This is a genomic window from Streptomyces sp. CB01201 (genome assembly GCF_002803085.1).
GTDB lineage: Bacteria > Actinomycetota > Actinomycetes > Streptomycetales > Streptomycetaceae > Streptomyces > Streptomyces hundungensis.
The window spans coordinates 14,665-39,250 of record NZ_NNBJ01000007.1 but is presented as its reverse complement, the minus strand read 5'-3'; the positions used below and the strand labels follow the sequence as shown (position 1 = coordinate 39,250).

The following is a 24,586-nucleotide window of genomic DNA, read 5'->3' as shown; positions in this document are numbered from 1 at the left end:
AGTGGTCGGCCGACCGCGGAGGCCGAGGCCCCTCGGGCAGCAGTCGGCAGATGGCGGGTGTGACGGCCGACGGATGACAGATAACAGATGACAGACGACGGAATCCAACGTCAACTGGCTCTCGATACTGGGCAGTTCGATACCGGGCAGTTGTGGATCGTCCGACCCGACCGGCCACCGGCCCACCGATGACGACCAACGACCAACGACACAAGGAATGTTCGCCATGATGCTCCGCAAGTCCGCCGCCGTCGCGGCGATCGCCGTGTTCGCCCTGACCGCGACCGCCTGTGGCGGCAAGTCCGGCTCCGCCGGTGACAAGCAGTCCGCCCAGCCCGGTTCCAGCGGCGCGCCGCAGTTGCCGACGTACACCGTCGCCTCGAACGTCACGCTCGACTCGCCGACCCTCAAGGCGGCCAAGGCGCGCGGCAAGCTCGTCATCGGCTCGAAGGCCGACCAGCCCTACCTCGGTTTCGAGGACCAGTCGACCAAGGAGCGTTCCGGCTTCGACGTCGAGATCGCCAAGATGATCGCCGCCGATCTGGGCTTCAAGGCCGACCAGATCGAGTGGAAGACCGTGGACTCCGGTGTGCGTGAGACGGCGATCTCCAAGGGCCAGGTCGACTACTACGTCGGCACGTACACGATCAACGACAAGCGTAAGCAGCAGGTCGGGTTCGCGGGCCCGTACTACAAGGCCGGCGCCGATCTCCTGGTGCGCCAGGGCGACACCTCGATCACCGGCAAGGACGCGGTGAAGGGCAAGAAGGTCTGCTCGATCGTCGGCTCCACGCCGCTCCAGGAGATCAAGAAGCCCGAGTACGGCGCGTCCGTGGTCGAGCTGTCGAAGTACTCGGACTGTGTGCAGCAGCTCTTGTCCAAGCAGGTCGACGCGGTCACCACGGACGACGCGATCCTGAAGGGCTACGCCGCGAAGAACTCCGGCAAGCTGCGCGTCGTCGGCAAGCCGTTCACCGAGGAGCCGTACGGCATCGGCATGAACAAGGACGACAAGGCGCTGCGTGACTTCATCGACAGCGCGCTGGAGAAGCACGAGCAGGACGGCACGTACAAGAAGATCTACGACGCCACGCTCGGCCTGTCCGGTTCGACGTACCAGGCTCCGCCGGCCGTCGCCCGTTACTGAGCGGCGCGGCCCGAGGCGCCCCGTACCGCGGTGCGGGGCGCCGGGCCCTGTTGCATGTCCCACCCGTTGTCCCGATCGATGCCCCAGCCGCTGCCCGCCGACGCGGAGACCTCATGAACGTACTGCTCGACCATTTCGCGGAGTTCCGCGACGGCTTCATAGGCACCGTGGAGATCACCGCCGTCAGTTCGGTCATCGCCCTGGTCCTCGGCCTGCTGCTCGCCGGTTTCCGGGTGTCGCCCGTGCCGCCGCTGCGGTTCTTCGGGACGGCCTGGGTGACGTTGCTGCGCAACACGCCGCTGACGCTGCTGTTCCTGGTCTTCTTCTTCGTCGTGCCGGAGATCTTCTTCCCCGGTATGAGTCCGTTCCTGCTGGGTTCGCTGGCGCTGGGTTTCTACACGGCGTCGTTCGTGTGCGAGGCGGTGCGGTCAGGCATCAGTACGGTGCCGCTGGGGCAGGCGGAGGCGGCTCGTTCGATCGGGATGAGTTTCACGCAGACCCTGAGTGTGATCGTGCTGCCGCAGGCCACCCGGACGGTCATCCCGCCGCTGAGTTCGATCTTCATCGCGCTGACGAAGAACTCGGCGATCGCGGGTGCGTTCAGCGTGACCGAGTTGTTCGGCTGGCAGAAGCTGATGAGTGACCAGGGCTACGACATCGTGCCGGTCTTCCTGTGGGTGGCTCTGGGCTATCTGGTCGTCACGTTCGCGATGAGCGGTCTCTTCCGTCTTCTGGAGCGCCGCATGGAGGTCGCCCGATGAGTGCCAGCGTTCTGTACGACGCCCCGGGCCCCAAGGCCGTCATCCGCAACCGCGTGTACGCGGTGGTGGGTTCGTTCGCGCTGCTGGCGCTGGTCGTGGTGGCCGTGGTGCGGCTGTCGGCGAAGGGCGATCTCGCCTACGGCATGTGGGACATCTTCAACTATGCGGGGATCCGGCAGAACATCGCCGAGGCGGTGCTCGCCACGTTGAAGGCGTTCGGTCTGGCGGCGGTGGGTTCGCTGGTGCTGGGTGTGGTGCTGGCGGTGGGCCGGCTCTCGGACCACGGGCCGGTGCGGTGGGCGGCGACGGCGTTCATCGAGCTGTTCCGTTCGATCCCGCTGCTGATCACGATCTACGCGGTGTGGATCGGTTTCCTCACCGACTACTCGATGTGGGCGCTGGCGCTCGGCCTGTCGATCTACAACGGGTGTGTGCAGGCGGAGGTGCTGCGTGCGGGGGTGAACGCGGTGCCCCGGGGGCAGCGTGAGGCGGCGTACGCGCTGGGGATGAGCAAGACGCAGGTCATGGTCAGTGTGCTGATGCCGCAGGCGGTGCGTGCGATGCTGCCGACGATCATCAGCCAGCTGGTGGTGACCCTGAAGGACACGTCTCTGGGCTTCATCATCCTGTATCCGGAGCTGTTGCAGACGGCTCGTCTGATCGCGAGCAATACGCAGGTCAACGGCCAGTATCCGTATGTGTCGACGATCGTGGTGATCGGCACGATCTATGTGGCGATGTGTCTGCTGCTTTCGGCGCTGGCCACGTGGATCGAGAAGCGGGGCCGTCGGGCGAAGACGGGGATCGCGATGGCGGCGGCGGCTCCGGTCACCGGGGACGGGTCCGGTTCGACGCCGGCCGGGGACGGGGCCGATGGGCCGGATGTGGCGCCTGCCGCGACGAACTGACGGCATATGAGGCAGTGGCGTTCGCGTCGCTGCCTCCGTCACTTGACGCAAGCACGCGCAGTGGGTTGCATACGTTCTGTGATCGTGCACCGGGTTCTCCGCGCCACCTGCAAGCCGTCCCGCCGTGTCCTGGGAGTCACGCCGTGGACCCGGTGATCGTCGTCGGGGCGGGTCCGGTGGGACTGGCCCTCGCTCTGTCGCTGGCCGCGCAGGGCGTGCCGTCCGTCGTGCTGGACGAGGGGCCCGGCAAGGAGGAGCCCCGTGGGGTGCGGACGGTCGTGCTGCGGCCGGACATCGCGTCGTTCGTGGCGGGTCTGGGATGCGCGGCGGTGCGGGACGAGGGGGCCCGCTGGGTGGCGTGGCGGTCGATGCGGCGTGGTCGGTTGCTGCGTCATGTGGAGTTCGGTGAGGGGCGGGCCGGGGGGCCGTCGCCGGTGCATGTGCCGCAGCATGCGTTGACCCGGGGGTTGCGGGAGGCGGTGACGGCGTCGGGTCTGGTGCGGATCGTCACGCACAGCCGTCTGGACGCGTTGGAGCAGGACGCGGAGGGTGTGTCGGCGCATACGTCGGGGCCGGGCGGGACGTGGTGGCGGGGGAGTTTCGCGGTCGGCTGCGACGGTGCCCGCTCGACGGTGCGCAAGCTGCTGGATGTGCGGTTCACGGGGCGAACCGCGGTGGAGCGTCAGGCGGTTGTGGCCTTGCGTACGGAACTTCCGTGGCCGGGTGAGGCGTTGTCCCATCGGTTGCCGCCATGGCGGGCGGGGGGTGACGAGGTGACGGCGCGGCCGCTGCGCGATGGTGTGTGGCGGTTGGACTGGTTGCTTCCGCCGCGTGCGGAGCTGGTCACGCCGGATGCTCTGGTGGGCCGGATCCGGGACACGCTGGCGGGTTGGTGCGGTGAGGCGGGGCCGTACGAGTTGTTGGACACGGGTGTGCATACGGTGCATCACCGGTTGGCGCGGCGTTGGCGGGTGCGGCGGGCGTTCTTGGCGGGGGATGCGGCGCATCTGCTGGGTGCGCTGGGCACGCAGGCTCTGGACGAGGGTCTGCGGGACGCGCAGAACCTGGCGTGGAAGCTGGCCCGGGTGTGGCATCACGGGGCGGCGGAGGGGCTTCTGGACAGTTATCAGGCGGAGCGGCGTTCGGCGGTCGCGGCCCGGCTGCGTGCGGCGGACCAGTCGTTGCCGATTCTGCGGGGCGGGGCGGGGTTGCGGGGTTGGGTTCCGGGGACGGCGCGGGGGCATGACGCGCTGGTGACGGACGGTCATCTGGGGCGGGGGCCGCTGGGCGCTCCCCCGGCCTATCCGGATTCGCCGCTGGCTCCGGGGCCGGCCGCGTCGCATCTTGTGGTGGGTACGGAGTCGGGTGGGCCGGTGGCGGATGTGCCGGTGATGGCGCCCGACGGTGCGACGGTGCCGCTGCGGGACCGGCTGGGCCGGGGCAGGCTGCTGGTGGTTCTGGTGGCGCCGGGTACGGGTGTGTGGGATCGCCGCCACTGGTTGACGGCGGGGGTGATGCCGGCTCTGGACGCGGCGGTGGGTGCTCTTCCGCTGGATGCGGAGCTGCTGGTCGCGGAGGACTATCCGGGGGCTCCGGCCCATGCGGTGCTTCTGGTGCGGCCCGACGGTCATCTGGTCGCGGCGTTCAACGGGGTGCAGCCGGAGGAACTGTTCGCGGCGGCGGATGCGGTACGGGGTGGGGCGGGGCGGGGTGCGGGCTCCGGTGCGGGTGCGGGTTCTGGTTCTGGTTCTGGTTCTGGTGGGGCTGGTGCCGGTGGTGGTGTGGGCGGGGCTGGGGCTGAGGTGGCCGGGGTGTCGGGGGTGGGGGAGGCGGGGCGGACGGCGGACGTCAAATGACAGTTGTCGATTGTTGTCATCGGTGATCTGTTGCCGCTGAGCTGTCATCGGCGAACGGTCATCGATGAGCCACGTCCGGGCTCCGCCATCCGCCATCCGAACACTGATTGACCGGCGCAGGCGTCCATGGTCTACTCCGAAATGTGACCGACACCGATGTGCGCCTGTGGCGGAGGGTCCATATGGACCTCGTCCGCTATGCGGGCTGCGTGTGTCGTCCGTCCTGCTGATTCGCCTTTCCCTTCGCGCCGTGCCGCCGCGCCCTCTTGGCGCCGTCGGCCGTACGCGCGCATTCGCGAACTTCCTCAGGACGGTCCTTCGTGTCGCTCTCCGTCAACACCCCTGTCCGTACGTCCGTGCCCGCCCCCTCCCCCGTGGCGGCGCCCGATTCGGGTTCTGACTCCTCCGCCGGTTCCCCTTCCGGTTCCGCGCCGACTGCGGCGGAGTTGCTCGACTTCGCCCGCCGTACCGCGGCGGATGCCGCTCTGATCGCCTCGCTGCCCCTCGATGAGCAGGGCAGGACGTGGGTTCGGCTCGATGGCCCGGGTGGCAGTGAGGCGTGGCTGATCGGCTGGCCGCCGGGTACCGGGACGGGCTGGCACGATCATGGCGGTTCCCATGGGGCGTTCGCCACGGCGGCCGGTGCTCTGCGTGAGGATTCGCTCGCGGCGCGGTTGCCCACCGAGGGGTGGAAGACGTTGGAGCTGGCCGAAGGGGTGGACCGTTCACGGGAGTTGGGGGCGGGCGGGGGCCGGGCGTTCGGGCCGCATCATGTGCATGAGGTGCGCAACGAGTCGCGGACCGAGCATGCGATTTCGGTGCATGCCTATTTTCCGCCGCTGCCGCTGATCCGGCGGTACAGCCGTACGGGTGCGGTGTTGCGGGTCGAGCAGGTCGAGCGTCCGGAGGACTGGAGTTGAGCGCGCGGCGTACGGAACCGGTGGGAATCGACGATCTGTTGGAGCGGGTCAGGGCCGACCTGGACCGGGTGACGGCGCAGGAGGCGTTCGCGGAGGCGGCCGGCGGGGCGCTGCTGGTGGACATCCGGTATGCGGCGCTGCGGGAGAGGGACGGGCTGATTCCGGGGGCGCTGGTCGTGGAGCGCAATGAGCTGGAGTGGCGGCTCGATCCGCAGGGCAGCCATCGTGCGGCGGAGGCTACGGGGCACGATCTGCGGGTGGTGGTGGTCTGCAACGAGGGGTATGCGTCGTCTCTCGCGGCGGTGTCGCTGCGGCAGTTGGGGCTGTACCGGGCGACGGATCTGATCGGCGGTTTCCAGGCGTGGCGTGCGGCGGGCCTGCCGCTGGCTCCCCCGTCGGGCGGCGGGTAGCCGCGCGGCCGGGACCGCTGCCTCCCGTCCGCGGGAGGGCTGTGGCCGGCAACCGGCATGTGGTCGGGGCCGGGACGGCGGGCGGGCTTGCCTCGGGCCGGGCGCCCGGGGGTCAGGGCGGTGGGCGGCTCACCCGGGGCCGGCTCAGCGGGCGGCTTGCCGAGGTCGTGGCCCGTACGCGTCGAGCCGGTGTGGCTCGGGGCGCGTACGGGTCACGGCTCGTACAGGTCGTCCGCGTCGTCGCCCTCTTCTTGGAGGGCTTGGCGGACCACCCTGAGGGCCATGCCTTCGGGGTAGCCCTTGCGGGCGAGCATTCCGGCGAGGCGGCGCAGGCGACGGTCGCGGTCGAGGCCGCGGGTGGAGCGGAGTTTGCGCGCCACCAGGTCGCGGGCCCTGTCCTCTTCCTGGTCGGAGTCGAGCTGGGCCACGGCTTCGTCGATGACGGTGGTGTCGACGCCCTTGGTGCGCAGTTCGCGGGCGAGGGCGCGGCGGGCGAGGCCGCGCCCGTGGTGGCGGGATTCCACCCAGGCGTCGGCGAACGCGGCGTCGTTGATCAGGCCGACTTCTTCGAAGCGGGTGAGGACCTCTTCGGCTACGTCGTCGGGGATCTCCCGCTTCTTGAGGGCGTCGGCGAGTTGTTTGCGGGTGCGGGGGGTCCCGGTGAGCAGGCGCAGGCAGATGGCTCGCGCCCGCTCGGCCGGGTCTTGTGGCGATGGCGGTGTGTCGGCTTTGGCCGTGTGGGTGGCGTCGGCCGTTCCGCCGGGGCCGGCCCGTCGGGAGCGGCCCCTTGGGGGGCTGGGCTCCTCGGGGTCGGCCCACTCGGTCCTGCGGGTCACCGTTAGCTCTTGGCGGCGGTGGCCTTGGCCGTCTTGGCCTTGGTGGCGGGGGCGGGCACCGCGGTGGCGTCGGCTGCCGGGGCGGTCTCGCCCGCGGCGTCCTTGCCGTCCTTGGTGTCCTTGCCGTCCTTGGCGGTGTCGGTGGCCGGTTCTTCCGGCCGGACGCCGACGCCGAGCTTCTCCTTGATCTTCCGCTCGATCTCGTTGGCGAGGTCGGGGTTGTCCTTGAGGAAGTTGCGGGCGTTCTCCTTGCCCTGGCCGAGCTGGTCGCCCTCGTACGTGTACCAGGCGCCGGCCTTGCGGACGAAGCCGTGCTCGACGCCCATGTCGATCAGGCCGCCTTCGCGGCTGATGCCCTGGCCGTAGAGGATGTCGAACTCGGCCTGCTTGAAGGGCGGCGCGACCTTGTTCTTGACGACCTTGACGCGGGTGCGGTTGCCGACCGCGTCGGTGCCGTCCTTGAGCGTTTCGATGCGGCGGATGTCGAGGCGTACGGAGGCGTAGAACTTCAGGGCCCGGCCACCGGTGGTGGTTTCGGGGGAGCCGAACATCACGCCGATCTTCTCGCGGAGCTGGTTGATGAAGATGGCGGTGGTCTTGGACTGGTTGAGCGCGCTGGTGATCTTCCGCAGGGCCTGGCTCATCAGTCGGGCCTGGAGGCCGACGTGCGAGTCGCCCATTTCGCCTTCGATTTCGGCGCGCGGCACGAGGGCGGCGACGGAGTCGATGACGATGAGGTCGAGGGCGCCGGAGCGGACCAGCATGTCGACGATTTCCAGGGCCTGCTCGCCGTTGTCCGGCTGGGACAGGATCAGGTTGTCGATGTCGACGCCGAGCTTCTTGGCGTACTCGGGGTCCAGGGCGTGCTCGGCGTCGACGAACGCCACGGCGCCGCCGGCCTTCTGGGCGTTGGCCACGGCGTGCAGGGTCAGGGTCGTCTTGCCGGAGGATTCCGGGCCGTACACCTCCACCACGCGGCCGCGCGGCAGGCCGCCGACGCCGAGGGCGACGTCGAGCGCGGTCGACCCGGTGGGGATGACCTCGATGGGCTCGTTCGGCCGCTCGCCCAGGCGCATCACCGCGCCCTTTCCGAATTGCCGTTCAATCTGTGCGAGCGCGGCGTCCAGCGCCTTCTCGCGGTCGGTTCCTGCCATGGGTTCCACCCGATTTGCTTGAGTCGATCGCTTCACGTCAAAGACGCTAACCCCTGCCACTGACAATGGGCCCCGACGTCCTTCCAGCCTGTGGATAACTCCACCGGAAACGCGGTGGAACCCTTGCAAACACAGGGCCGGACTCTCATCAGAATGGATGTTCGATTTCGGTGTCAAGCGCACCACGCCGGGCGGAGCTCCCCGCTCCGGACGCACTGCGCGCCCTCGCCGGACGTACTGCGCGCCCGCTCAGGACATGCCGCGGGCCTGGTGTCTGCCGTGGACGCGGGGGTCGTCCGTGACGTCGTACCGCTTCACGTAGGCGCCGAGGAAGGCCTGGAGGGTCGCGACGGCGGGGATGGCGATGAGGGCGCCGACCGCGCCCATGAGGGCGGTGCCCGCGATCACCGAGCCGAAGGCGACGGCGGGGTGGATGTCCACGGTCCTGGCGGTGAGCTTGGGCTGGAGCATGTAGTTCTCGAACTGCTGGTAGACCACCACGAACCCGAGCACCCACACCGCGTACCAGGGGTTCACCGTGAAGGCGATCAGCATGGGCAGGGCGCCGGCCAGGTAGGTGCCGATGGTGGGGACGAACTGCGAGACCAGGCCCACCCATACCGCGAGCGCCGGGGCGTAGGGGACGCCCAGGACCTCCAGCAGGATGTAGTGGGCGATGCCGGAGACGAGCGCCATGAGGCCGCGCGAGTAGAGGTAGCCGCCGGTCTTGTCGACCGCGATCTCCCACGCCCGCAGCACCTCGGCCTGGCGGGCGGGGGGCAGTACGGAGCAGATGGTCCGGCGCAGCCGGGGCCCGTCGGCGGCGAAGTAGAACGAGAACAGGAAGATCGTGAGCAGCCGGAAGAGGCCGCCGAGCACGGTCGCGGAGACGTCGAGCACTCCGGTCGCGCTGTTCTGGACGTATTTCTGCAGCCAGTCGGAGTGGAGCAGGCTGTCCTGCACCTCGACGCGGGAGAGCTCGGTGTGGAAGGTGTGGTTGACCCAGTTGATCACCGAGTCGAGGTACTTGGGGAACTGCTCGACCATGTCGACGATCTGGCCCGCCAGCATCGAGCCGAGCAGCACGACGAAGCCGACCGTGGCGATCGTCAGGGCGAGGAAGACGAGGAAGGTGGCGAGTCCTCGGCGCATGCCGCGGGCCGCCATCCGGCCGACGGCGGGTTCCATGGCGAGCGCGACGAAGAACGCGATCAGGATGTTGATCAGCAGGCCGATGAGCTGGTGGAAGGCCCAGCTGCCCAGCTGGAAGCAGGCGTACAGGGCCAGGACGAGGACGACGGCGCGCGGCAGCCAGCGGGGCATGCGGGCGGGGCCGCCCGCCCCGAGGGGGTACGCCGGTGGCTTCCCGTCGGCGGGCGGCTCGTCCGCCGGGCCGTCCGCCGAGCCGGTTCCGCCGCTGGCCGGCCGGTCGCCCGTAAGGCCGGTTCCGCCGCTGGCCGGCCGGTCGCCCGTAAGGCCGGTTCCGCCGCCGGCGTCAGCAGGCCGGCGGGTTTTGGCGTCGGCTTCGCGGCCGCCCGCCGGGACGGTTTCGCGGTCGGCCGTGCGGTCGTCGGGGGTGATCTCATCAGTCGGTGCCACGGGGCAAGTCTCGCCCATGGGTCCGACAGCGGGCCGCCACCGGCCGGCCGGGCCGGGGAGCGCGGGCCGGCCCGGCGTATCGGGCCGTTCGGCCCGCGCGGGCCGGGATGTCAGCCGTGGTCGTGTCGTTCACCCGAAGGCGGTCGACCGGGTGCGTGCCGGCCGGCGCGGGTCCGGTCGCGGCGGACCGCGCCGCGCGGGGGCGCGGGGTGGCTTTCAGCGTCGGTCGGCGGGTACGTCCATGGCCGCGCAGACCGCACGCCAGACGTCCTTCGCTTCCCAGCCCGCGTCCAGCGCCTCGTGCACGGTGCGCCCGCCCAGTTCCGTCATCACATGGTCACGCGCGAAGGAGTCCGCGTAGGCGGCGCCGAAGTGGTCGGCCATCCGCTCCCAGAAAATCGTCAACCGCATGACTCAAGTATCGCGCCCCTGAGAGTGCAGCCCCGGCCGTGGGGCTTGTCCGCGGCGCTGGGGGCCCTACCGTCTCCAGCATGGCTGGTTCCGGGGCATCCCCCCACTCCCCCGACTCCCCGCTGGCGCGTGCCGAGCACTTCGTCTGGCTGACGGCCAGGGTGCTCGAACAGCGCCGGTTCGCCTACCACTTCCTCGGCGGGGACGCCGACGCCGTCGAGGCGGCACTCGCCGCCTATCAGGGTGACGACGGCGGCTACGGCCACGCTCTGGAGCCCGATCTGCGCGGCCCGGTCAGTCAGCCCCTGCACACCGCGCACGCGCTGCGGGTCCTTGACTCGGTCGGCCGGCTGGGCGGGCAGCGGGTGGAGCGGATGTGCCGCTATCTGACGGAGGTGTCCACCCGGGACGGGGCGCTGCCCGCGCTGCACCCCTCGCAGCGCGGCTATCCGGCGGCGCCGTTCGTGCCGGTGGTCGACGATCCGCCGAGCGCGCTGCTGACCACCGGTCCCGTGGTGGGGCTGCTGCACCGCAACCAGGTGTGGCACGCCTGGCTCTTCCGGGCCACCGACTTCTGCTGGGCCGCGGTCGACGCGCTGGAGGCCTCGCATCCGTACGAGGTGGAGGCGGCGGTCGCCTTCCTGGACGGCGCCCCGGACCGTTCCCGGGCGGAGGCGGCCGCCGACCGGCTCGGCCGGCTCGTGCGGGAGCAGGGGCTCGCGGTGCTCGATCCGGCGCGGATCGCCGAGTATCCGGTCGCGGAGGGGTACGCGCCGGGCGAGCACCACTTTCCGTACGACTACGCGCGGGAGCCCGGGTCGCTGGCGCGGCGCTGGTTCACCGACGAGGAGATGGGGCGTTCGCTCGACCATCTGGCGGGCGGGCAGCGCGCGGACGGGGGCTGGCCGATCCGTTGGCGGGCGTGGGCGCCCGGTACGGAGCTGGAGTGCCGGCCGATGGTGACCATCGAGGCGCTGCGTACGCTGCGCGCCCATGGCCGCGCCATCGGGTGAGGCGGGGCCGGGATCGGGAGCATCGGGCGCGGGCCGGTGTCCTGCGGGAGGGCGGTGGGAGCGCCGTGGCGGTCCTGTCGGCGGTCCCCTGGCCCCGGTCCGCCTGTGGCGCCTCCCGTGCGGCCGTGCGCCCGCTCAGCCGCCCAGGGGCCGTGTGCCCGCCCGGTCGTCCGGGGCCCGTTGCGCCCGCTCAGCCTCCCAGGGCCCGTACGCCAGCGGTGGCGAGCACGGCGGCCGCGACGATCACGAGGAACGGGGCGCGCAGCAGCAGGGCGACGGCCGCGGCGGCGAGTCCGGCGGCCCGGGCGTCGATCAGTACGTGGTGGCCGGTGCTGAAGGTCTGCTGCGCGGTGAGGGCGGCGAGCAGGGCGACCGGCAGGAGCGCTGCCAGCCGTTTGACCAGGGAGCGGTCCAGGGCGCCGGCGGGGACGAGCAGGCCGAGGAGCTTGGCGAGGTAGCAGCCGAGGGCGGTGGCGGCTATGGCGATCCAGACGTTCAACGTGCTTGTCCCTTCGGGGAGTTCCCGGGCTCGCCGGTTCGACCCGGATGGGTGATGTCGTCCGCGGTGGGGCCCGGAGCGGGGGCGGGGGCGTTGTCGCCGCGTCCCTTCAGGAAGAGCACGAGGGGGGCTGCGAGGGCGGCGCCCAGGACGGGGACGCCGGCGGGCAGTACGGGCAGCAGGACGAGGACGACGGCGACGGCGAGGGCGGCGGTGGCGCGCTCGGTGGTGGTCTTGAGCATGGGGGCGAGGAGCGCGAGGAAGACGGCGGGGCTTGCGGCGTCGAGTCCCCAGGCGCCGGTGTCGCCGAGGGCGCGTGCGCCGAGGGCTCCGGCGAGCGTGGTCAGGTTCCACAGCAGGTAGAGGGTGGCGCCGGTGACGGTGAAGCCGATGCGGGCGGCGCGCCGGGTCGGCTGGGCGAGGGTGACGGCGGTGGTCTCGTCGATGACCCAGTGGGCGGCGAGGGGGCGCAACGCCCTGGGGAGCGCGAGCAGTTGGGACAGGCGCAGTCCGTAGAAGGCGTTGCGGGTGCCGAGGAAGAAGGCGCCGGCGGCCGCGGTGAGGGGGTTGCCGCCGGCGGCGAGGGCGCCGACGAGGGCGAACTGGGAGGCGCCGGTGAAGACGAGGAGGCTGAGCGCGCACGTCTGGAGGAGGCTCAGTCCCGAGCCGGCGGAGGTCACGCCGAAGGCGAAGCCGGAGAGTCCTACGGCGACGCCGACGCCCAGTGCGTCGCGGACGACGGCCGCGTCGGCCTTGCCGCCGGTGCCGGGCGGTGTCTCCGGAGGGGCCGGTGGGGGTGCTGTCTGTTCTGTTGCCACGCCGTGGACGTTAGAAGAAGGCGCCGTTCTGGTTCTTGTACGTTCTTGCGCTGCCCCGTGCCTGTGGCTGTCCCCACGGCGGTGGCTGCGGCTGTGCCTGTGGCTGCGCGCCCGTCCTACGGGTGCTGTGGCTGTGCCCGTCCCGGTGGTTGTGCGCGGGCCGCGTTGCGTTCGCGGCGGTAGGCGCCGGGGGTGACGCCGACGATGCGGGTGAAGTGCCGGTTGAGGTGTGGCTGGTCGCTGAAGCCCACGGCGAGGGCGGCCTGCGCGGGCGGTGTTCCCCGGTCCAGGAGGCGGCGGGCGCGGCGTACGCGTTCACCGGTCAGCCAGGCGTGCGGGGGCAGTCCGTACTCCGCCTTGAAGGCGCGCAGCAGGGCGAAGGGGCTGGTGCCGAGTTCGGTGGCGAGCTGTTCGAGGGAGGGCGGTTCGGCGAGGCGCTCGATGAGCAGGAGGCGGGCGGTGGCGGCGGCGCGGGCGCCGGCGGATCTCGGGGTGCGCGGGGGCAGGTCGCGGCCGTGGCGGCGCAGGAGGCGGGCGACGGCGATGCGGAAGACGGTGTCGGCGGCCAGCGCGTTGCCCTGTTCGGCGGCGCGGTGGACGTCGCGGATGAGGAGGGCGGTGTCGGGGTCCTCGACGATGGTTTCGGCGAATCCGGGGGTGCCGGACAGGGTGGTGGTCTCGGCGGCTATGGAGGCGATCAGCCGGGCGGAGGGGTAGAGGGTGGCGTACGTCCAGCCTTCGGGGGTTCCGGCGTGGGCGGCGTGCGGCACCTCGGGGTTGATCATGACGACGGTGCCGGGGCGGGCCCGGACGGTCCCGCCGGGCATCACGACGTCCTCGATGCCGGTGCGTACCGCGCCGAGGACGAATCCCTCGTGGGCGTGGCGGGGGAAGGTGTGGTGGATGTAGCGGGCGTGGAGCAGGTCGAGGCCGGGCAGCTCGTGGTGCTGCCAGTGCCGTGCCCATTCCTCGACGCCGTTCACCCTGCCATTCTCGCAGCTCCGGGCCATTGTCAGTGGGTGGGTGCACGATGGGGACCATGGCACGGACAGCGCTGGATTCCTTCTCGCCCGCGACGCGCGGCTGGTTCTCGGGGGCCTTCACCGCGCCCACCGCGGCGCAGGAGGGTGCCTGGCGGGCGATCGGTGCGGGGTCGGATGTCCTGGTGGTCGCTCCGACGGGGTCCGGCAAGACGCTCGCGGCGTTCCTGGCCGCGTTGGACCGGCTGGCGGCGGTGCCGCCGCCAGCCGAGGCGCTCAAGCGCTGCCGGGTGCTGTACGTGTCGCCGCTGAAGGCTCTGGCGGTGGATGTGGAGCGCAATCTGCGGTCTCCGTTGACGGGGATCCGGCAGGAGTCGGTGCGTCTGGGGCTGCCGGAGCCGGAGGTGCGGGTCGGGATCCGCTCGGGGGACACGCCGCAGGCGGAGCGGCGTGCGTTGACGACGCGGCCGCCGGACATTTTGATCACGACGCCGGAGTCGTTGTTCCTGATGCTGACGTCGGCGGCGCGTGAGGCGCTTGCGGGTGTCGAGACGGTGATCCTGGACGAGGTGCACGCGGTGGCGGGCACCAAGCGGGGTGCGCATCTGGCGTTGTCGCTGGAGCGTCTTGACGAGCTGCTCGCGAAGCCGGCCCGCCGGATCGGTCTTTCGGCGACGGTGCGTCCGGTGGACGAGGTGGCGCGTTATCTGTCTCCGCAGCGCAAGGTGGAGATCGTGCAGCCGCCGTCCACCAAGGAGTTCGATCTGTCGGTGGTGGTGCCGGTGGAGGATCTGGGCGAGCTGGGGGGTTCGCCTGCCTCCGATGCCGGTTCCGATGGTCATTCCGGTGGTCAGGAGGGCGCCGACAAGCCGTCGATCTGGCCGCATGTGGAGGAGCGGATCGTCGATCTGGTGCAGGCGCACCGTTCGACGATCGTGTTCGCGAACTCGCGTCGGCTGGCGGAGCGGCTCTGCAACCGGCTCAATGAGATCGCGTACGAGCGGGCGACGGGGGCGCCGCTTCCGGAGCATCATGCGCCGGCCGATCTGATGGGCGGCTCGGGTGCGGCGCCGGGTGCTCCGGCGCTGTTGGCGAAGGCGCACCACGGTTCGGTGTCCAAGGAGCAGCGGGCGGTGGTGGAGGAGGATTTGAAGGCGGGCCGGATTCCGGCGGTGGTGGCCACCTCCAGTCTTGAGCTGGGCATCGACATGGGTGCGGTGGATCTGGTGGTGCAGGTGGAGTCGCCGCCGTCGGTGGCGTCGGGCTTGCAGCGGGTGGGCCGGGCGGGGCATCAGGTGGGTGCGGTGTCCACGGGGGTGGTCTTCCCGAAGTACCGGGGCGATCTGGTGCAGTCGGCGGTGGTCACCGAGCGGATGCGGTCGGGGGCGATCGAGTCGTTGCGCGTGCCGTCGAATCCGCTGGATGTGCTGGCGCAGCAGTTGGTGGCGATGACGGCGCTCGACAGCTGGCAGGTGGACGATCTGCTGGCGCTGGTGCGCCGGGCCGCGCCGTTCGCGGCGCTGCCGGAGTCGGCGTTCACGGCGGTCCTGGACATGCTGGCGGGCCGCTATCCCTCGGACGCGTTCGCGGAGCTGCGTCCGAGGGTGGTGTGGGACCGGGTGGCGGGCACGGTCACGGGCCGGCCGGGTGCGCAGCGCCTGGCGGTCACCTCGGGCGGCACGATTCCCGACCGGGGTCTGTTCGGTGTGTTCCTGGCGGGGGCCGATCCGAAGAAGGGCGGGGGGCGGGTCGGTGAGCTCGACGAGGAGATGGTGTACGAGTCGCGGGTGGGTGATGTCTTCACGCTGGGCACCACGTCGTGGCGGATCGAGGACATCACGCGGGACCGGGTCCTGGTGTCGCCGGCGCCGGGGGTGCCGGGCCGGCTGCCGTTCTGGAAGGGCGATCAGCTGGGGCGTCCGCTGGAGCTGGGGCGCGCGCTGGGCGCGTTCTTGCGGGAGGTCGGTTCGCTGACGCCCGAGGATGCCCGGCTGCGGCTGCTGAGCGCGGGGCTCGACGCGTGGGCGGCGGACAATCTGATCGGCTATCTCGACGAGCAGCGCCGGGCCTGCGGTCACATTCCGGATGACCGGACGATTTTGGTGGAGCGGTTCCGGGACGAGCTGGGTGACTGGCGGGTGGTGATCCATTCGCCTTTCGGTGCGCAGGTGCACGCGCCGTGGGCGCTGGCGCTGGGGGCGCGGCTTGCCGAGCGGTACGGCATGGACGCGCAGGTCATGCATGCGGACGACGGCATTGTGCTGCGGCTGCCGGACGCGGATCTGATGGGTTTGGATCTGCTGGACCAGGATCCGGCGCGGGCGGAGGCGGCGTACGACAGTGAGCAGGCGCCGGTGGGGGCGGCGGACACGGTCTTCGACAAGGGCGAGATCGAGCAGATCGTCACGGATCAGGTGGGCAGTTCGGCGCTGTTCGCCTCGCGGTTCCGGGAGTGTGCGGCGCGTGCCCTGCTGCTGCCGCGGCGCACCCCGGGCAAGCGGACGCCGTTGTGGCAGCAGCGGCAGCGGGCGGCTCAACTGTTGCAGGTGGCGAGCGAGTTCGGGTCGTTCCCGATCGTGCTGGAGGCGGTCCGGGAGTGCCTCCAGGATGTGTTCGACGTGCCGGGGCTGACCGAGCTGATGGGTGATCTGGAGGCGCGCCGGGTGCGTCTGGTGGAGGTGACGACGCCCGAGCCGTCGCCGTTCGCCCGTTCCCTGCTGTTCGGTTATGTCGCGCAGTTCCTGTACGAGGGGGATTCGCCGCTCGCGGAGCGGCGGGCGGCGGCGCTGTCGTTGGACTCGCGGCTGCTGTCGGAGCTTCTGGGGCAGGCCGAGCTGCGTGAGCTGCTCGACGCCGATGTGCTGGGCGAGTTGGAGCGGGAGCTCCAGTGGCTGACCGAGGAGCGCCGCGTCAAGGACGGCGAGGGGGTCGCCGACCTGTTGCGGGTGCTGGGTCCGCTCACGGATGCGGAGTTGCTGGAGCGGGGTGCGGAGCCGGGCTGGGCGGTGGAGCTGGAGGCGGCGCGCCGGGCACTGCGGGTGCGGATCGCGGGCACCGATCACTGGGCGGCGATCGAGGACGCGGGCCGGTTGCGGGACGCGCTGGGCACGGCTCTTCCGGTGGGGGTGCCGGAGGCGTTCACGGAGCCGGTGAAGGATCCGCTGGGCGATCTGCTGTCGCGGTTCGCGCGCACGCACGGCCCGTTCACGTCGGCGAGTGCCGCGGCCCGGTTCGGGCTCGGTGCCGCCGTCACGGACGGGGCGCTGCACCGGCTGGCGGCGTCGGGCCGGGTGGTGCAGGGCGAGTTCCATCCGGCGGGCATCGGCCAGGAGTGGTGCGACGCGAGGATTCTGCGCAGGTTGCGGCGCCGTTCGCTGGCCGCGTTGCGCGAGGAGCTGGAGCCGGTGCCGCCCGCCGCGCTCGCCACGTTCCTGCCGCAGTGGCAGCACCTGGGCGGCAATGGCCTGCGCGGCATCGATGGCCTGGCGCGTGCCGTGGAGCAGTTGCAGGGCGCCGCGGTGCCCGCCTCCGCGCTGGAGAAGCTGGTCCTGCCGTCGCGGGTGTCGGACTACGGTGCGGCGCTGCTGGACGAGCTCACCACGACCGGTGAGGTGGTGTGGGCGGGGGCGGGCGCGCTGCCCGGCAAGGACGGCTGGATCTCGTTGTATGTGGCCGACGCGGCCCCGCTGCTCCTGCCGCCGCCGCATCCGCTGGAGCTGACCGCGCTCCACGAGTCGGTGCTGTCGGCGTTGGCCCCGGGTTACGGCTTGTTCTTCCGGCAGCTCGCCGACCAGGTGCGGGCGACCACGCATCCGGGGGTGAGTGACCCTCAACTCGCGGATGCCGTATGGGATTTGGCGTGGTCGGGGCGGCTCACCAACGACACCCTGGCGCCGCTGCGGGCGCTGCTCGGCTCGGGGCGCACGGCGGGTTCGACGGCCCACCGCGCCAAGCGGCCGGTGCCGCGCGGCCGTTACGGCACGTTGACCGCGTCGGCCCGCCCGGCCGCGCGCGGCGGGCCGCCGACCGTCTCGGGCCGCTGGTCGCTGCTGGCGCCCCGCGAGCCCGATCCCACCCATCGCGCCCATGCCCTGGCCCGCAGTCTGCTGGACCGGCACGGTGTGGTGACGCGCGGCGCGGTGCAGGCCGAGGGCGTCGAGGGCGGCTTCTCGGCGACGTATCGGATCCTTGCCGCGTTCGAGGACAGCGGGCAGGCCCGGCGCGGCTATGTGGTCGAGGGTCTGGGCGCGGCGCAGTTCGCGATGGACGGTGCGGTGGACCGGCTGCGGGCCGCGGCGACCGCCCGGGACCGGGGGGCGGACGCGCACACCGCCCCGCAGGCGCTCGTTCTGGCGGCGGCCGACCCGGCCAATGCCTACGGTGCCGCGCTCGCCTGGCCCGAGCCGCCGGGCGGCGCCGGGCACAAGCCGGGCCGCAAGGCGGGCTCCTTGGTGGTGCTGGTCGACGGCGAGCTGGTGCTGTATTTGGAGCGTGGCGGCAAATCGCTCCTCGCCTGGGCCGCGGAGCCGGACGATCCGGCGCTGACGGCGGCGTGCGGGGCGCTGGCCGGTGCGGCCCGGGCAGGACGGCTCGGCACGATCACGGTGGAGCGCGCCAACGGCGACCCCGCTCTGACCTCCCCCCTGGCCCGCCCTCTGGAGGCGGCAGGCTTCGTCCCGACCCCGAAGGGGCTGCGCCTGAGGCCCTGAACGGGGCGCACCTTGCCGGGTAGGAGGCGGGCCGGGGGCGCGGCTGGGGTGCGGTCCAGTTCGGGTGCGGGGCCGTTCACGTCGATGCCGGGGCGGTCGGCGTCGGGGCCGGGGCGGTGCGCGTCGGTTCCGGGCAGGTAGCGTCGGTGCCGGGCAGGCTGGGGCCGGTGTCGGGCAGGCTGGGGCCGGGCGCGTATCCGGGCGGGCTCACGTCACGGCCGGGCCGGGCCGTGGCCTTGGGCAAGGGCCGTATCCGGGGGCGGGGCAGGCGGCGGCACGCTCCTCCCCTCCCCCAGCCTTCGCACCCCCGCCCCTCCCTCCCCCTCCCCCGGGCGGAAGCGGGCGCGCCGTGACGGGGTGGGCCCGGCACAATGGAGCCATGCCCGAAGGCGACACCGTCTATCAGGCCGCGCGGCGGCTGCACACGGCGCTGGCCGGTGAGGTGCTCACGCGGTCCGATCTGCGGGTGCCCCGGTTCGCCACGGCGGATCTGACGGGCCGCACGGTCCTGGACGTGACACCGCGCGGGAAGCACCTTCTGATGCGCATCGAAGGCGGCCTGACCCTGCACTCGCATCTGCGGATGGACGGGTCGTGGCGGATCTACCGGCCGGGCGAGCGCTGGAACGGCGGGCCTTCGCACCAGATCCGGGCGATCCTGGCGAACGCCGGGCACACGGCCGTCGGCTTTCGGCTGCCCGTCCTCGAACTGCTGCGCACCCAGGACGAGTCGAAGGCGGTCGGTCACCTCGGCCCTGATCTGCTGGGCCCCGACTGGGACGCGGAGGTCGCCCTGCGCAACCTCGTCCGCGACCCGGACCGCACCATCGGTGACGCGCTGCTCGATCAGCGCAACCTCGCCGGGGTCGGCAATGTGTTCAAGTCGGAGATCTGCTTCGCGCTGCGGGTCGTGCCCTGGCTGGCGATCGGCGCGTTCCCGGCGCCCGAGCGCCTGATCGCCACCTCCAAGCAGCTCCTGGAGGCCAACAAGGACCGTCCGGTCCGGCAGACGTACATCTACGGCCGGGCGGGCCGGCCGTGCCCGCGCTGCCGGACCGCGATCCGTACCGCCGCGCAGCGTGACTCTTCGGGCCGGGAGCGCCCGACCTACTGGTGCCCCAAGTGCCAGCCCGCGCCCGCCCTTTGAGCACGGGGAGCCCGACATCGAGCGCTGCACGCCGAGCGCAGAGCGCCGAACACCGGGCGTCACACACTGACGCTGGCCCGCGCCACCACCTGGAGCCCCGGGCAGCCGGCCCGAGGCGGCCCGGCTGCGCCCGGCCCATTCGCAGAGCCGCCGCGCACCCGGCCCGCCCGTGGCGCCGCCCCCGCCTCCCGCCGCGCACCCGGCCCGCCCCTGGTACGGGCCCTGCCGCGTACCCGCCACGCACCCGCCCCACCCCCGCCGCACCACAACCCCGCCGAGCCGCCAACAGCCCCATCGAGGCCTGCCCGCACAGTTATTGACGACCCGTCAGGTCTGGTCGTACCGTCCGGGAATGCCCCTCACGGCGTACGACCTCCATGACCGGACCGCCTTCGTCACCGGCGCCGCCGGCGGCATCGGGCGGGCCAGTGCCCTGCTGCTCGCGCAGGCGGGTGCCGCGGTGCACTGCGCGGATCTCGACGAGGCGGGACTGGACCAGACGCGGGCGCTGATCGTGAAGGCGGGCGGCACCGCGCACGTCCACCGGCTCGACGTGTCGGACCGCGCGCAGGTCAAGGCGGCGCTGGAGGTGGCCGGCCCGGTCCATGTGCTGGCGGCGATCGCGGGCGTCATGCACACCAGCTCGGTCCTGGACACCGAGGACGCCGATCTGGACCGGGTGCTCGCCGTCAACTTCCGGGGCGTACTGCACGCCTGCCAGGAGGTGGCCCGCGCGATGATCGCGCACGGCATCCGGGGCTCGATCGTCACCATGGCGTCGGGTGCGGTGGACTCCTCGCGGCCCGGCCTGTTCTGCTACAGCGTCTCGAAGGTCGCCGTCGTGCAGCTCACCAGGACGCTCGCCGCCGAGCTCGGCCCGCACGGGATCCGCGTCAACGCCGTCGCGCCCGGCTGGATCCGTACTCCCATGACCGATCAGCACGCGGCCGAGCAGCAGGAGCAGATCGAGTCGATGATGCTGCGCCTTTCGCCGCTCGGCCGGCTCGGGCAGCCGGAGGACGTCGCCCAGACGGTGCTGCATCTCGCGGCGGACGCCTCGGCGTTCACGACGGGTCAGATCCTGCGTCCGAACGGCGGCGTCTCCATGCCCTGGTAGGCCGCTGCGTGGCGGGTTCGCGACGCCCGGCGGCCGCGGACGCCACATGGACGGGCAGCAGGCTCAGCCCCCAGCCGCCCGCGACCATCGCGCCCTCGACGAACCCGGTCTGGCCGGGCTCCAGGACCATGCGCAGCACGGCCCACCACCACAGCGCCGCTACCACCAGCGCGGGCACCCAACGCACCGCCACCGCCATGGGGTTGCCTCCTCGGGCCGACGCTAGACCGCCGCGGAAGGCGCCGGGAGGGCGCACCGGGTGCAGGCCCGGCGCGCTCCGCTCTCCCGGCGGCGCTCCGCGGCGTACGACCCGGCCCGCGCGCGGCCTATTCGCGTGCGGCGGGTGGGGGCTGTCGCCTTGGCGACCTCGGTGTCCCGAGTGCCCTGGGCGGCCTCGGTGTCCTGGGCGTTCATCGGGGTCGTCAGACCGTCTCGGCCTGGAACATCCAGGCGTGCTTCTCCAGGTCGGCGGTGAGGCCGATGAGGATGTCCTGGCTGATGGGGTCCGGGTCGGCGGTCGCCTCGATGCGCTCCCGCATCCGGGCGATGACCGCGCCGAGCCCGTCGACGAGGATCTTCACGGCGTCGGTGTCCTTGATCCAGCCGTCGGGAACGGTGCCGATCGCGCTGGACTTGGCGACGGTGGCGGCTCGCCCGTCCGCGCTGACGCCGACGGCGGAGGCCCGCTCGGCGACGGTGTCCGAGTGCAGTCGCGCGGTGTCGACCACTTCGTCGAGCTGGAGGTGGACGGACCGGAAGCGGGGGCCGACCACGTTCCAGTGGACCTGCTTGGAGACCAGGGCGAGGTCCACGAGGTCGACGAGAGCGCCCTGCAGAGCGTCGCCGACCACCTTGAGGTCGGCGTCGGACAGCGGGCTCTTGATGTAGGACATGCGTTTCCTCCACGGCTCCACGGGGCGTACCGCCCGCGGGATCACCGCAGGGGGGAACACCCGTACGGAACATGCGGACGTATGCGCGATCTCTTACCACCCTGCCACAGAAGCCCCGAATCGGGCGCGCCGGAAGGAGGCCGGGAAAGGGCCGGGAAAGGGCTCGGACGGGGCCGGGAAAGGGCTGAGCCCCGGCCGGTCATGGAGACCGGCCGGGGCTCAGTACAAGCCTGGGTGCGCGCCCTGGAGATCAGGCCGCGACGACGTCCACCGCTTCCGCGGGCGCCTTGATCGTCACCCGCTCCGTCGGCACACCAGTCACTGACGACACGGAGATCGAGTTGAGCATCGGACGTACCGGCGCACGCACCGGCACCGGGTCACTCGCCGCCGCAGAGGCAGCGAGCTCGGCAAGTGCCAGCTCGTCGCTCACTTCGCGCATGAGCTCGGACATCCGTACGTCAAGCGCGTCGCAGATCGCGGAGAGCAGCTCGGAGGATGCCTCCTTCTGCCCCCGCTCCACCTCGGAGAGATAGCCGAGTGAGACTCGGGCGGACGAGGAGACTTCGCGCAGAGTACGGCCCTGGCGCTGGCGCTGCCGACGCAGCACGTCACCCAGCAGGCGACGGAGCAGAATCATCGGTGGCTCCCTCCTCGGACCGCGTAGCCGCATCCTTCACGCCCCACCGTACCGCCTCGCGCCGCGGCCGTGCGGGGAGCGATGTCGTGTTCACTCAGGGCTGCAAACATCAAATCCCCCCGTTCTGTTCCGTATCCTGTGCCCGCTCGTCCTTGCGGAGTTCACTGGAGAGGAGTTCGAGCACGCTGCGTACACTCTCCCTACGAATTTCCGCCCGGTCGCCGTTCAACCTCAATGCGACGGTTTTCTTCGCTCCCGCCGGGCCAACGGCCGAAACGTATACCGTCCCGACGGGCCGGCCGTCCTGGGGTTCGGGTCCGGCCACACCCGTGGTCGCGATCCCCCAGTCCGCGCCCAGCACCGTGCGCACCCCCGCCGCCATCTGCTGCGCGACCTCGGGATCGACCGCGCCGCGCTCGGCCAGAAGGGTCCCGTCGACGCCCAGGACGTCCCGCTTGAGCTCGGTGGCGTACGCCGTGACGGAGCCGCGGAAGACGCGTGAGGCGCCGGGCACCGAGGTCAGCTCGGCGGCCACCAGGCCACCCGTCAGGGACTCCGCCACGGCGAGCGTCTCGTCACGCTCCGTGAGCACGCGCAGGAGCCGGGCCGCCTCGGTCACAACGCGGATCCCGCGGCCTCGCGCTGCGCGGCGAGCCCCTTGCGCCTCAGGACGACCGCCTGGCGCACATAGTCGAGCCCTGTGACGACCGTGAGCACCACGGCGAGCGCCATCACCCAGAACCTCAGGGTGGCGAGCGGCCCGGTGAGCGCCAGGACGTACATGCCGGTCGCGGTGCCCTGGGCGAGGGTCTTGAGCTTGCCGCCGCGGCTGGCCGGAATCACTCCGTGCCGGATGACCCAGAAACGCATGAGCGTGATGCCGAGTTCCCGGAACAGGATGACGCCGGTGACCCACCAGGGCAGGTCGCCGAGGAGGGAGAGGCAGACCAGCGCGGAGCCCATGATCGCCTTGTCGGCGATCGGGTCGGCGATCTTCCCGAAGTCGGTGACCAGGTTGTACGTGCGGGCCAGGTGTCCGTCGAAGATGTCGGTGATCATGGCGACGGCGAAGGCCGCCCAGGCCCAGGCCCGCATCGCCGGGTCGTAGCCGCCGTCCGCGAGCAGCAGCATGACGAAGCCCGGCACGAGCACGAGCCGGATCATGGTGAGGATGTTGGCGATGTTCCAGAGGCTGGCCTGGTTGACGGCCGCAGCGCCCAGCTTGCCGCCGGGCGCCGGCGTCCGGCCGGTACCGCCCGCCGCCGATGCCGGGACTCCGGTCATCTGCCCGCCTCCTCAACCCCGCCGATCAATTCGACCACCAGGTCGACGCCCTCGGTGGCGACGACCTTGGCCTCGACCATAAGGCCGGGCGTGAGGCCCGCGCTTTCGGTGAAGGTCACCTGGCCGTCGGTCTCGGGCGCCTGGTGTTCGGCGCGGCCGACCGCCCCGTCCTCGTCGTCGACGCTCTCGACCAGGACGCGCACGGTGTCGCCGATGCGTTCCTCGGCGCGCTGCGCGGTGAGCTCCTCGGCCAGGCGTGACAGGTGGGCGAGGCGTTCGGCGATGGTGTCGGCGTCCAGCTTGCCCTCGTAGCCGACCGCTTCGGTGCCCTCTTCGTCGGAGTAGCCGAAGACGCCGATGGCGTCGAGGCGGGCCGCGCTGAGGAAGCGTTCCAGCTCCTTGAAGTCGGCCTCGGTCTCGCCGGGGAAGCCGACGATGAAGTTGGAGCGCACGCCGGCGGTGGGGGCCTTGGCGCGGATGGTGTCGAGCAGTTCCAGGAAGCGGTCGGTGTCGCCGAAGCGGCGCATCGCGCGCAGTACGGCGGGCGCCGAGTGCTGGAAGGACAGGTCGAAGTACGGCACGACCTTGTCGGTGGAGGTCAGCACGTCGATGAGGCCGGGGCGCATCTCGGCGGGCTGGAGGTAGCTGACCCGGACGCGCTCGATGCCGTCGACGGCGGCCAGCTCGGGCAGCAGCGTCTCCAGGAGCCGGATGTCGCCGAGGTCCTTGCCGTAGGAGGTGTTGTTCTCGGAGACCAGCATGACCTCCTTGACGCCCTGCTCGGCCAGCCAGCGGGTCTCGCCGAGCACGTCGCTGGGGCGGCGCGAGATGAACGAGCCGCGGAAGGACGGGATGGCGCAGAACGAGCAGCGGCGGTCGCAGCCGGAGGCCAGCTTCACGGAGGCGACGGGGCTGGTGTCGAGCCGGCGGCGCAGCGGGGCGCGCGGCCCGGAGGCGGGCGCGAGGCCCTCGGGGAGGTCCTCGGGCGGGGTGTCCTGGGCGTGTCCGGGCAGCGCCACGTCGGGGGCGCTCTGGCGCTCGGCGGGGCTGATCGGCAGGAGCTTGCGCCGGTCGCGGGGGGTGTGCGAGGCGTGGATGCCGCCGTTGAGGATGGTCTGGAGGCGGTCGGAGATGTCGGCGTAGTCGTCGAAGCCGAGGATGGCGTCGGCCTCGGGGAGCGCTTCGGCGAGGTCCTTGCCGTACCGCTCGGCCATGCAGCCGACCGCGACGACGGCCTGGGTCTTGCCGTGATCCTTCAGATCGTTGGCTTCGAGGAGGGCGTCGACGGAGTCCTTCTTGGCGGCTTCGACGAATCCGCAGGTGTTGACGACGGCGACGTCCGCGGCCGATGCGTCCTCGACGAGCTCCCAGCCGTCCGCTGCCAAGCGGCCTGCGAGCTCCTCCGAGTCCACCTCGTTACGGGCGCAGCCAAGAGTGACAAGGGCGACGGTGCGGCGTTCGGGCATGGACTCAAGACTACTTTG

Annotated in this window: 24 protein-coding genes and 1 pseudogene; 11 read left to right on the top strand and 14 right to left on the bottom strand. The window is 71.8% G+C overall.

Going from position 1 to position 24,586, the window contains the following annotated elements:
* The first annotated feature begins 226 nt into the window (after positions 1-226).
* The 7 genes from CG740_RS16210 to CG740_RS16185 all read left to right on the top strand — a co-directional run bounded on the left by CG740_RS16210 (position 227) and on the right by CG740_RS16185 (position 6,002).
* Positions 227-1,147, top strand: a complete 921-nt coding sequence (locus CG740_RS16210) for a glutamate ABC transporter substrate-binding protein (protein ID WP_100575851.1) — start codon at positions 227-229, stop codon at positions 1,145-1,147.
* Positions 1,148-1,260: 113 nt separating this feature from the next.
* Positions 1,261-1,908, top strand: a complete 648-nt coding sequence (locus CG740_RS16205; RefSeq protein ID WP_100575850.1) for an amino acid ABC transporter permease — start codon at positions 1,261-1,263, stop codon at positions 1,906-1,908.
* A complete protein-coding gene (locus tag CG740_RS16200) occupies positions 1,905-2,816 on the top strand; it encodes an amino acid ABC transporter permease (RefSeq protein ID WP_100575849.1) in 912 nt (303 codons plus the stop codon). Before CG740_RS16205 ends, CG740_RS16200 begins: the two co-directional genes overlap by 4 nt.
* Before the next feature lie 143 nt (positions 2,817-2,959).
* Positions 2,960-4,672 carry an FAD-dependent monooxygenase gene (locus tag CG740_RS16195; RefSeq protein WP_100575848.1) on the top strand — a complete coding sequence of 571 codons (1,713 nt, stop codon included), beginning with the start codon at positions 2,960-2,962 and terminating at the stop codon, positions 4,670-4,672.
* A 143-nt stretch (positions 4,673-4,815) separates the two neighbouring features.
* Positions 4,816-4,902: a putative leader peptide gene (locus tag CG740_RS41890; protein WP_311605579.1), complete on the top strand. Its 87-nt coding sequence runs from the start codon at positions 4,816-4,818 to the stop codon at positions 4,900-4,902.
* 144 nt (positions 4,903-5,046) lie between these two features.
* Positions 5,047-5,592, top strand: a complete 546-nt coding sequence (locus CG740_RS16190) for a cysteine dioxygenase (protein WP_234376308.1) — start codon at positions 5,047-5,049, stop codon at positions 5,590-5,592.
* The gene (locus CG740_RS16185) at positions 5,583-6,002 is read left to right on the top strand and encodes a rhodanese-like domain-containing protein (protein WP_100575846.1); all 420 of its coding nucleotides are present in this window, start codon (positions 5,583-5,585) and stop codon (positions 6,000-6,002) included. The genes CG740_RS16190 and CG740_RS16185 overlap by 10 nt, the downstream gene beginning before the upstream one ends.
* Before the next feature lie 212 nt (positions 6,003-6,214).
* Here the strand turns inward: CG740_RS16185 and recX are convergent.
* From recX to CG740_RS16165, 4 genes and pseudogenes are all read right to left on the bottom strand, one after another.
* A pseudogene (recX, locus tag CG740_RS16180) lies at positions 6,215-6,916 on the bottom strand (recombination regulator RecX); the annotation flags it as partial.
* Positions 6,841-7,992 carry a recombinase RecA gene (gene recA / locus CG740_RS16175; RefSeq protein ID WP_100575845.1) on the bottom strand — a complete coding sequence of 384 codons (1,152 nt, stop codon included), beginning with the start codon at positions 7,990-7,992 and terminating at the stop codon, positions 6,841-6,843. The gene recA and the pseudogene recX, both read right to left, overlap by 76 nt.
* Positions 7,993-8,241: 249 nt before the next feature.
* Positions 8,242-9,315 carry an AI-2E family transporter gene (locus CG740_RS16170; protein WP_100576068.1) on the bottom strand — a complete coding sequence of 358 codons (1,074 nt, stop codon included), beginning with the start codon at positions 9,313-9,315 and terminating at the stop codon, positions 8,242-8,244.
* Between the two features lie 492 nt (positions 9,316-9,807).
* Positions 9,808-10,002 (bottom strand): DUF3046 domain-containing protein, encoded by a 195-nt coding sequence (locus CG740_RS16165; RefSeq protein WP_100575844.1) that lies wholly within the window; start codon positions 10,000-10,002, stop codon positions 9,808-9,810.
* Positions 10,003-10,082: 80 nt separating this feature from the next.
* Between CG740_RS16165 and CG740_RS16160 the strand changes: the two genes are divergently transcribed.
* On the top strand, positions 10,083-11,015 hold the full coding sequence (locus CG740_RS16160) for a hypothetical protein (RefSeq protein WP_100575843.1): 933 nt from the start codon (positions 10,083-10,085) through the stop codon (positions 11,013-11,015).
* 190 nt (positions 11,016-11,205) lie between these two features.
* Here CG740_RS16160 and CG740_RS16155 read toward each other — a convergent pair whose 3' ends face one another.
* From CG740_RS16155 to CG740_RS16145, 3 genes are all read right to left on the bottom strand, one after another.
* Complete coding sequence (locus CG740_RS16155) at positions 11,206-11,514, bottom strand: AzlD domain-containing protein (RefSeq protein WP_100575842.1); 309 nt, start codon at positions 11,512-11,514, stop codon at positions 11,206-11,208.
* A complete protein-coding gene (locus CG740_RS16150; protein WP_234376289.1) occupies positions 11,511-12,332 on the bottom strand; it encodes an AzlC family ABC transporter permease in 822 nt (273 codons plus the stop codon). The genes CG740_RS16155 and CG740_RS16150 overlap by 4 nt, the downstream gene beginning before the upstream one ends.
* 116 nt (positions 12,333-12,448) lie before the next feature.
* Positions 12,449-13,315 carry a helix-turn-helix transcriptional regulator gene (locus CG740_RS16145; protein ID WP_234376288.1) on the bottom strand — a complete coding sequence of 289 codons (867 nt, stop codon included), beginning with the start codon at positions 13,313-13,315 and terminating at the stop codon, positions 12,449-12,451.
* A gap of 56 nt (positions 13,316-13,371) precedes the next feature.
* Between CG740_RS16145 and CG740_RS16140 the strand changes: the two genes are divergently transcribed.
* The 3 genes from CG740_RS16140 to CG740_RS16130 all read left to right on the top strand — a co-directional run bounded on the left by CG740_RS16140 (position 13,372) and on the right by CG740_RS16130 (position 20,285).
* Positions 13,372-18,021 (top strand): ATP-dependent helicase, encoded by a 4,650-nt coding sequence (locus tag CG740_RS16140; RefSeq protein ID WP_100575840.1) that lies wholly within the window; start codon positions 13,372-13,374, stop codon positions 18,019-18,021.
* A gap of 379 nt (positions 18,022-18,400) precedes the next feature.
* Complete coding sequence (locus CG740_RS16135) at positions 18,401-19,168, top strand: DNA-formamidopyrimidine glycosylase family protein (protein ID WP_100575839.1); 768 nt, start codon at positions 18,401-18,403, stop codon at positions 19,166-19,168.
* A 352-nt stretch (positions 19,169-19,520) separates the two neighbouring features.
* Complete coding sequence (locus CG740_RS16130) at positions 19,521-20,285, top strand: SDR family NAD(P)-dependent oxidoreductase (RefSeq protein WP_100575838.1); 765 nt, start codon at positions 19,521-19,523, stop codon at positions 20,283-20,285.
* Here CG740_RS16130 and CG740_RS16125 read toward each other — a convergent pair.
* The 7 genes from CG740_RS16125 to rimO form a co-directional block, all read right to left on the bottom strand.
* Entirely contained in the window at positions 20,233-20,478 is a 246-nt protein-coding gene (locus tag CG740_RS16125) for a hypothetical protein (protein WP_100576067.1), read from the bottom strand. The genes CG740_RS16130 and CG740_RS16125 overlap by 53 nt on opposite strands.
* Before the next feature lie 29 nt (positions 20,479-20,507).
* On the bottom strand, positions 20,508-20,699 hold the full coding sequence (locus CG740_RS16120) for a hypothetical protein (protein WP_100575837.1): 192 nt from the start codon (positions 20,697-20,699) through the stop codon (positions 20,508-20,510).
* Positions 20,700-20,707: 8 nt separating this feature from the next.
* Positions 20,708-21,178 (bottom strand): Dps family protein, encoded by a 471-nt coding sequence (locus CG740_RS16115; protein ID WP_100575836.1) that lies wholly within the window; start codon positions 21,176-21,178, stop codon positions 20,708-20,710.
* Between the two features lie 250 nt (positions 21,179-21,428).
* Positions 21,429-21,818, bottom strand: a complete 390-nt coding sequence (locus CG740_RS16110) for a helix-turn-helix domain-containing protein (protein WP_100575835.1) — start codon at positions 21,816-21,818, stop codon at positions 21,429-21,431.
* 109 nt (positions 21,819-21,927) lie between these two features.
* Positions 21,928-22,437 carry a CinA family protein gene (locus CG740_RS16105; RefSeq protein ID WP_100575834.1) on the bottom strand — a complete coding sequence of 170 codons (510 nt, stop codon included), beginning with the start codon at positions 22,435-22,437 and terminating at the stop codon, positions 21,928-21,930.
* Positions 22,434-23,102 (bottom strand): CDP-diacylglycerol--glycerol-3-phosphate 3-phosphatidyltransferase, encoded by a 669-nt coding sequence (gene pgsA, locus CG740_RS16100; RefSeq protein WP_100575833.1) that lies wholly within the window; start codon positions 23,100-23,102, stop codon positions 22,434-22,436. Before pgsA ends, CG740_RS16105 begins: the two co-directional genes overlap by 4 nt.
* Entirely contained in the window at positions 23,099-24,568 is a 1,470-nt protein-coding gene (gene rimO / locus CG740_RS16095) for a 30S ribosomal protein S12 methylthiotransferase RimO (RefSeq protein ID WP_100575832.1), read from the bottom strand. Before rimO ends, pgsA begins: the two co-directional genes overlap by 4 nt.
* Positions 24,569-24,586: the final 18 nt, after the last annotated feature.

Coding starts and splice junctions, on each gene's coding strand:
- CG740_RS16130 (WP_100575838.1), top strand. CDS start 19,521: ATGCCCCTCACGGCGTACGACCTCCATGACCGGACCGCCTTCGTCACC.
- CG740_RS16170 (WP_100576068.1), bottom strand. CDS start 9,315: ATGCCCCGCTGGCTGCCGCGCGCCGTCGTCCTCGTCCTGGCCCTGTAC.
- CG740_RS16140 (WP_100575840.1), top strand. CDS start 13,372: ATGGCACGGACAGCGCTGGATTCCTTCTCGCCCGCGACGCGCGGCTGG.
- CG740_RS16110 (WP_100575835.1), bottom strand. CDS start 21,818: ATGATTCTGCTCCGTCGCCTGCTGGGTGACGTGCTGCGTCGGCAGCGC.
- pgsA (WP_100575833.1), bottom strand. CDS start 23,102: ATGACCGGAGTCCCGGCATCGGCGGCGGGCGGTACCGGCCGGACGCCG.
- CG740_RS16160 (WP_100575843.1), top strand. CDS start 10,083: ATGGCTGGTTCCGGGGCATCCCCCCACTCCCCCGACTCCCCGCTGGCG.
- CG740_RS16205 (WP_100575850.1), top strand. CDS start 1,261: ATGAACGTACTGCTCGACCATTTCGCGGAGTTCCGCGACGGCTTCATA.
- CG740_RS16115 (WP_100575836.1), bottom strand. CDS start 21,178: ATGTCCTACATCAAGAGCCCGCTGTCCGACGCCGACCTCAAGGTGGTC.
- CG740_RS16165 (WP_100575844.1), bottom strand. CDS start 10,002: ATGCGGTTGACGATTTTCTGGGAGCGGATGGCCGACCACTTCGGCGCC.
- CG740_RS16135 (WP_100575839.1), top strand. CDS start 18,401: ATGCCCGAAGGCGACACCGTCTATCAGGCCGCGCGGCGGCTGCACACG.
- CG740_RS16200 (WP_100575849.1), top strand. CDS start 1,905: ATGAGTGCCAGCGTTCTGTACGACGCCCCGGGCCCCAAGGCCGTCATC.
- recA (WP_100575845.1), bottom strand. CDS start 7,992: ATGGCAGGAACCGACCGCGAGAAGGCGCTGGACGCCGCGCTCGCACAG.
- CG740_RS16210 (WP_100575851.1), top strand. CDS start 227: ATGATGCTCCGCAAGTCCGCCGCCGTCGCGGCGATCGCCGTGTTCGCC.
- rimO (WP_100575832.1), bottom strand. CDS start 24,568: ATGCCCGAACGCCGCACCGTCGCCCTTGTCACTCTTGGCTGCGCCCGT.
- CG740_RS16120 (WP_100575837.1), bottom strand. CDS start 20,699: ATGAACGCCCAGGACACCGAGGCCGCCCAGGGCACTCGGGACACCGAG.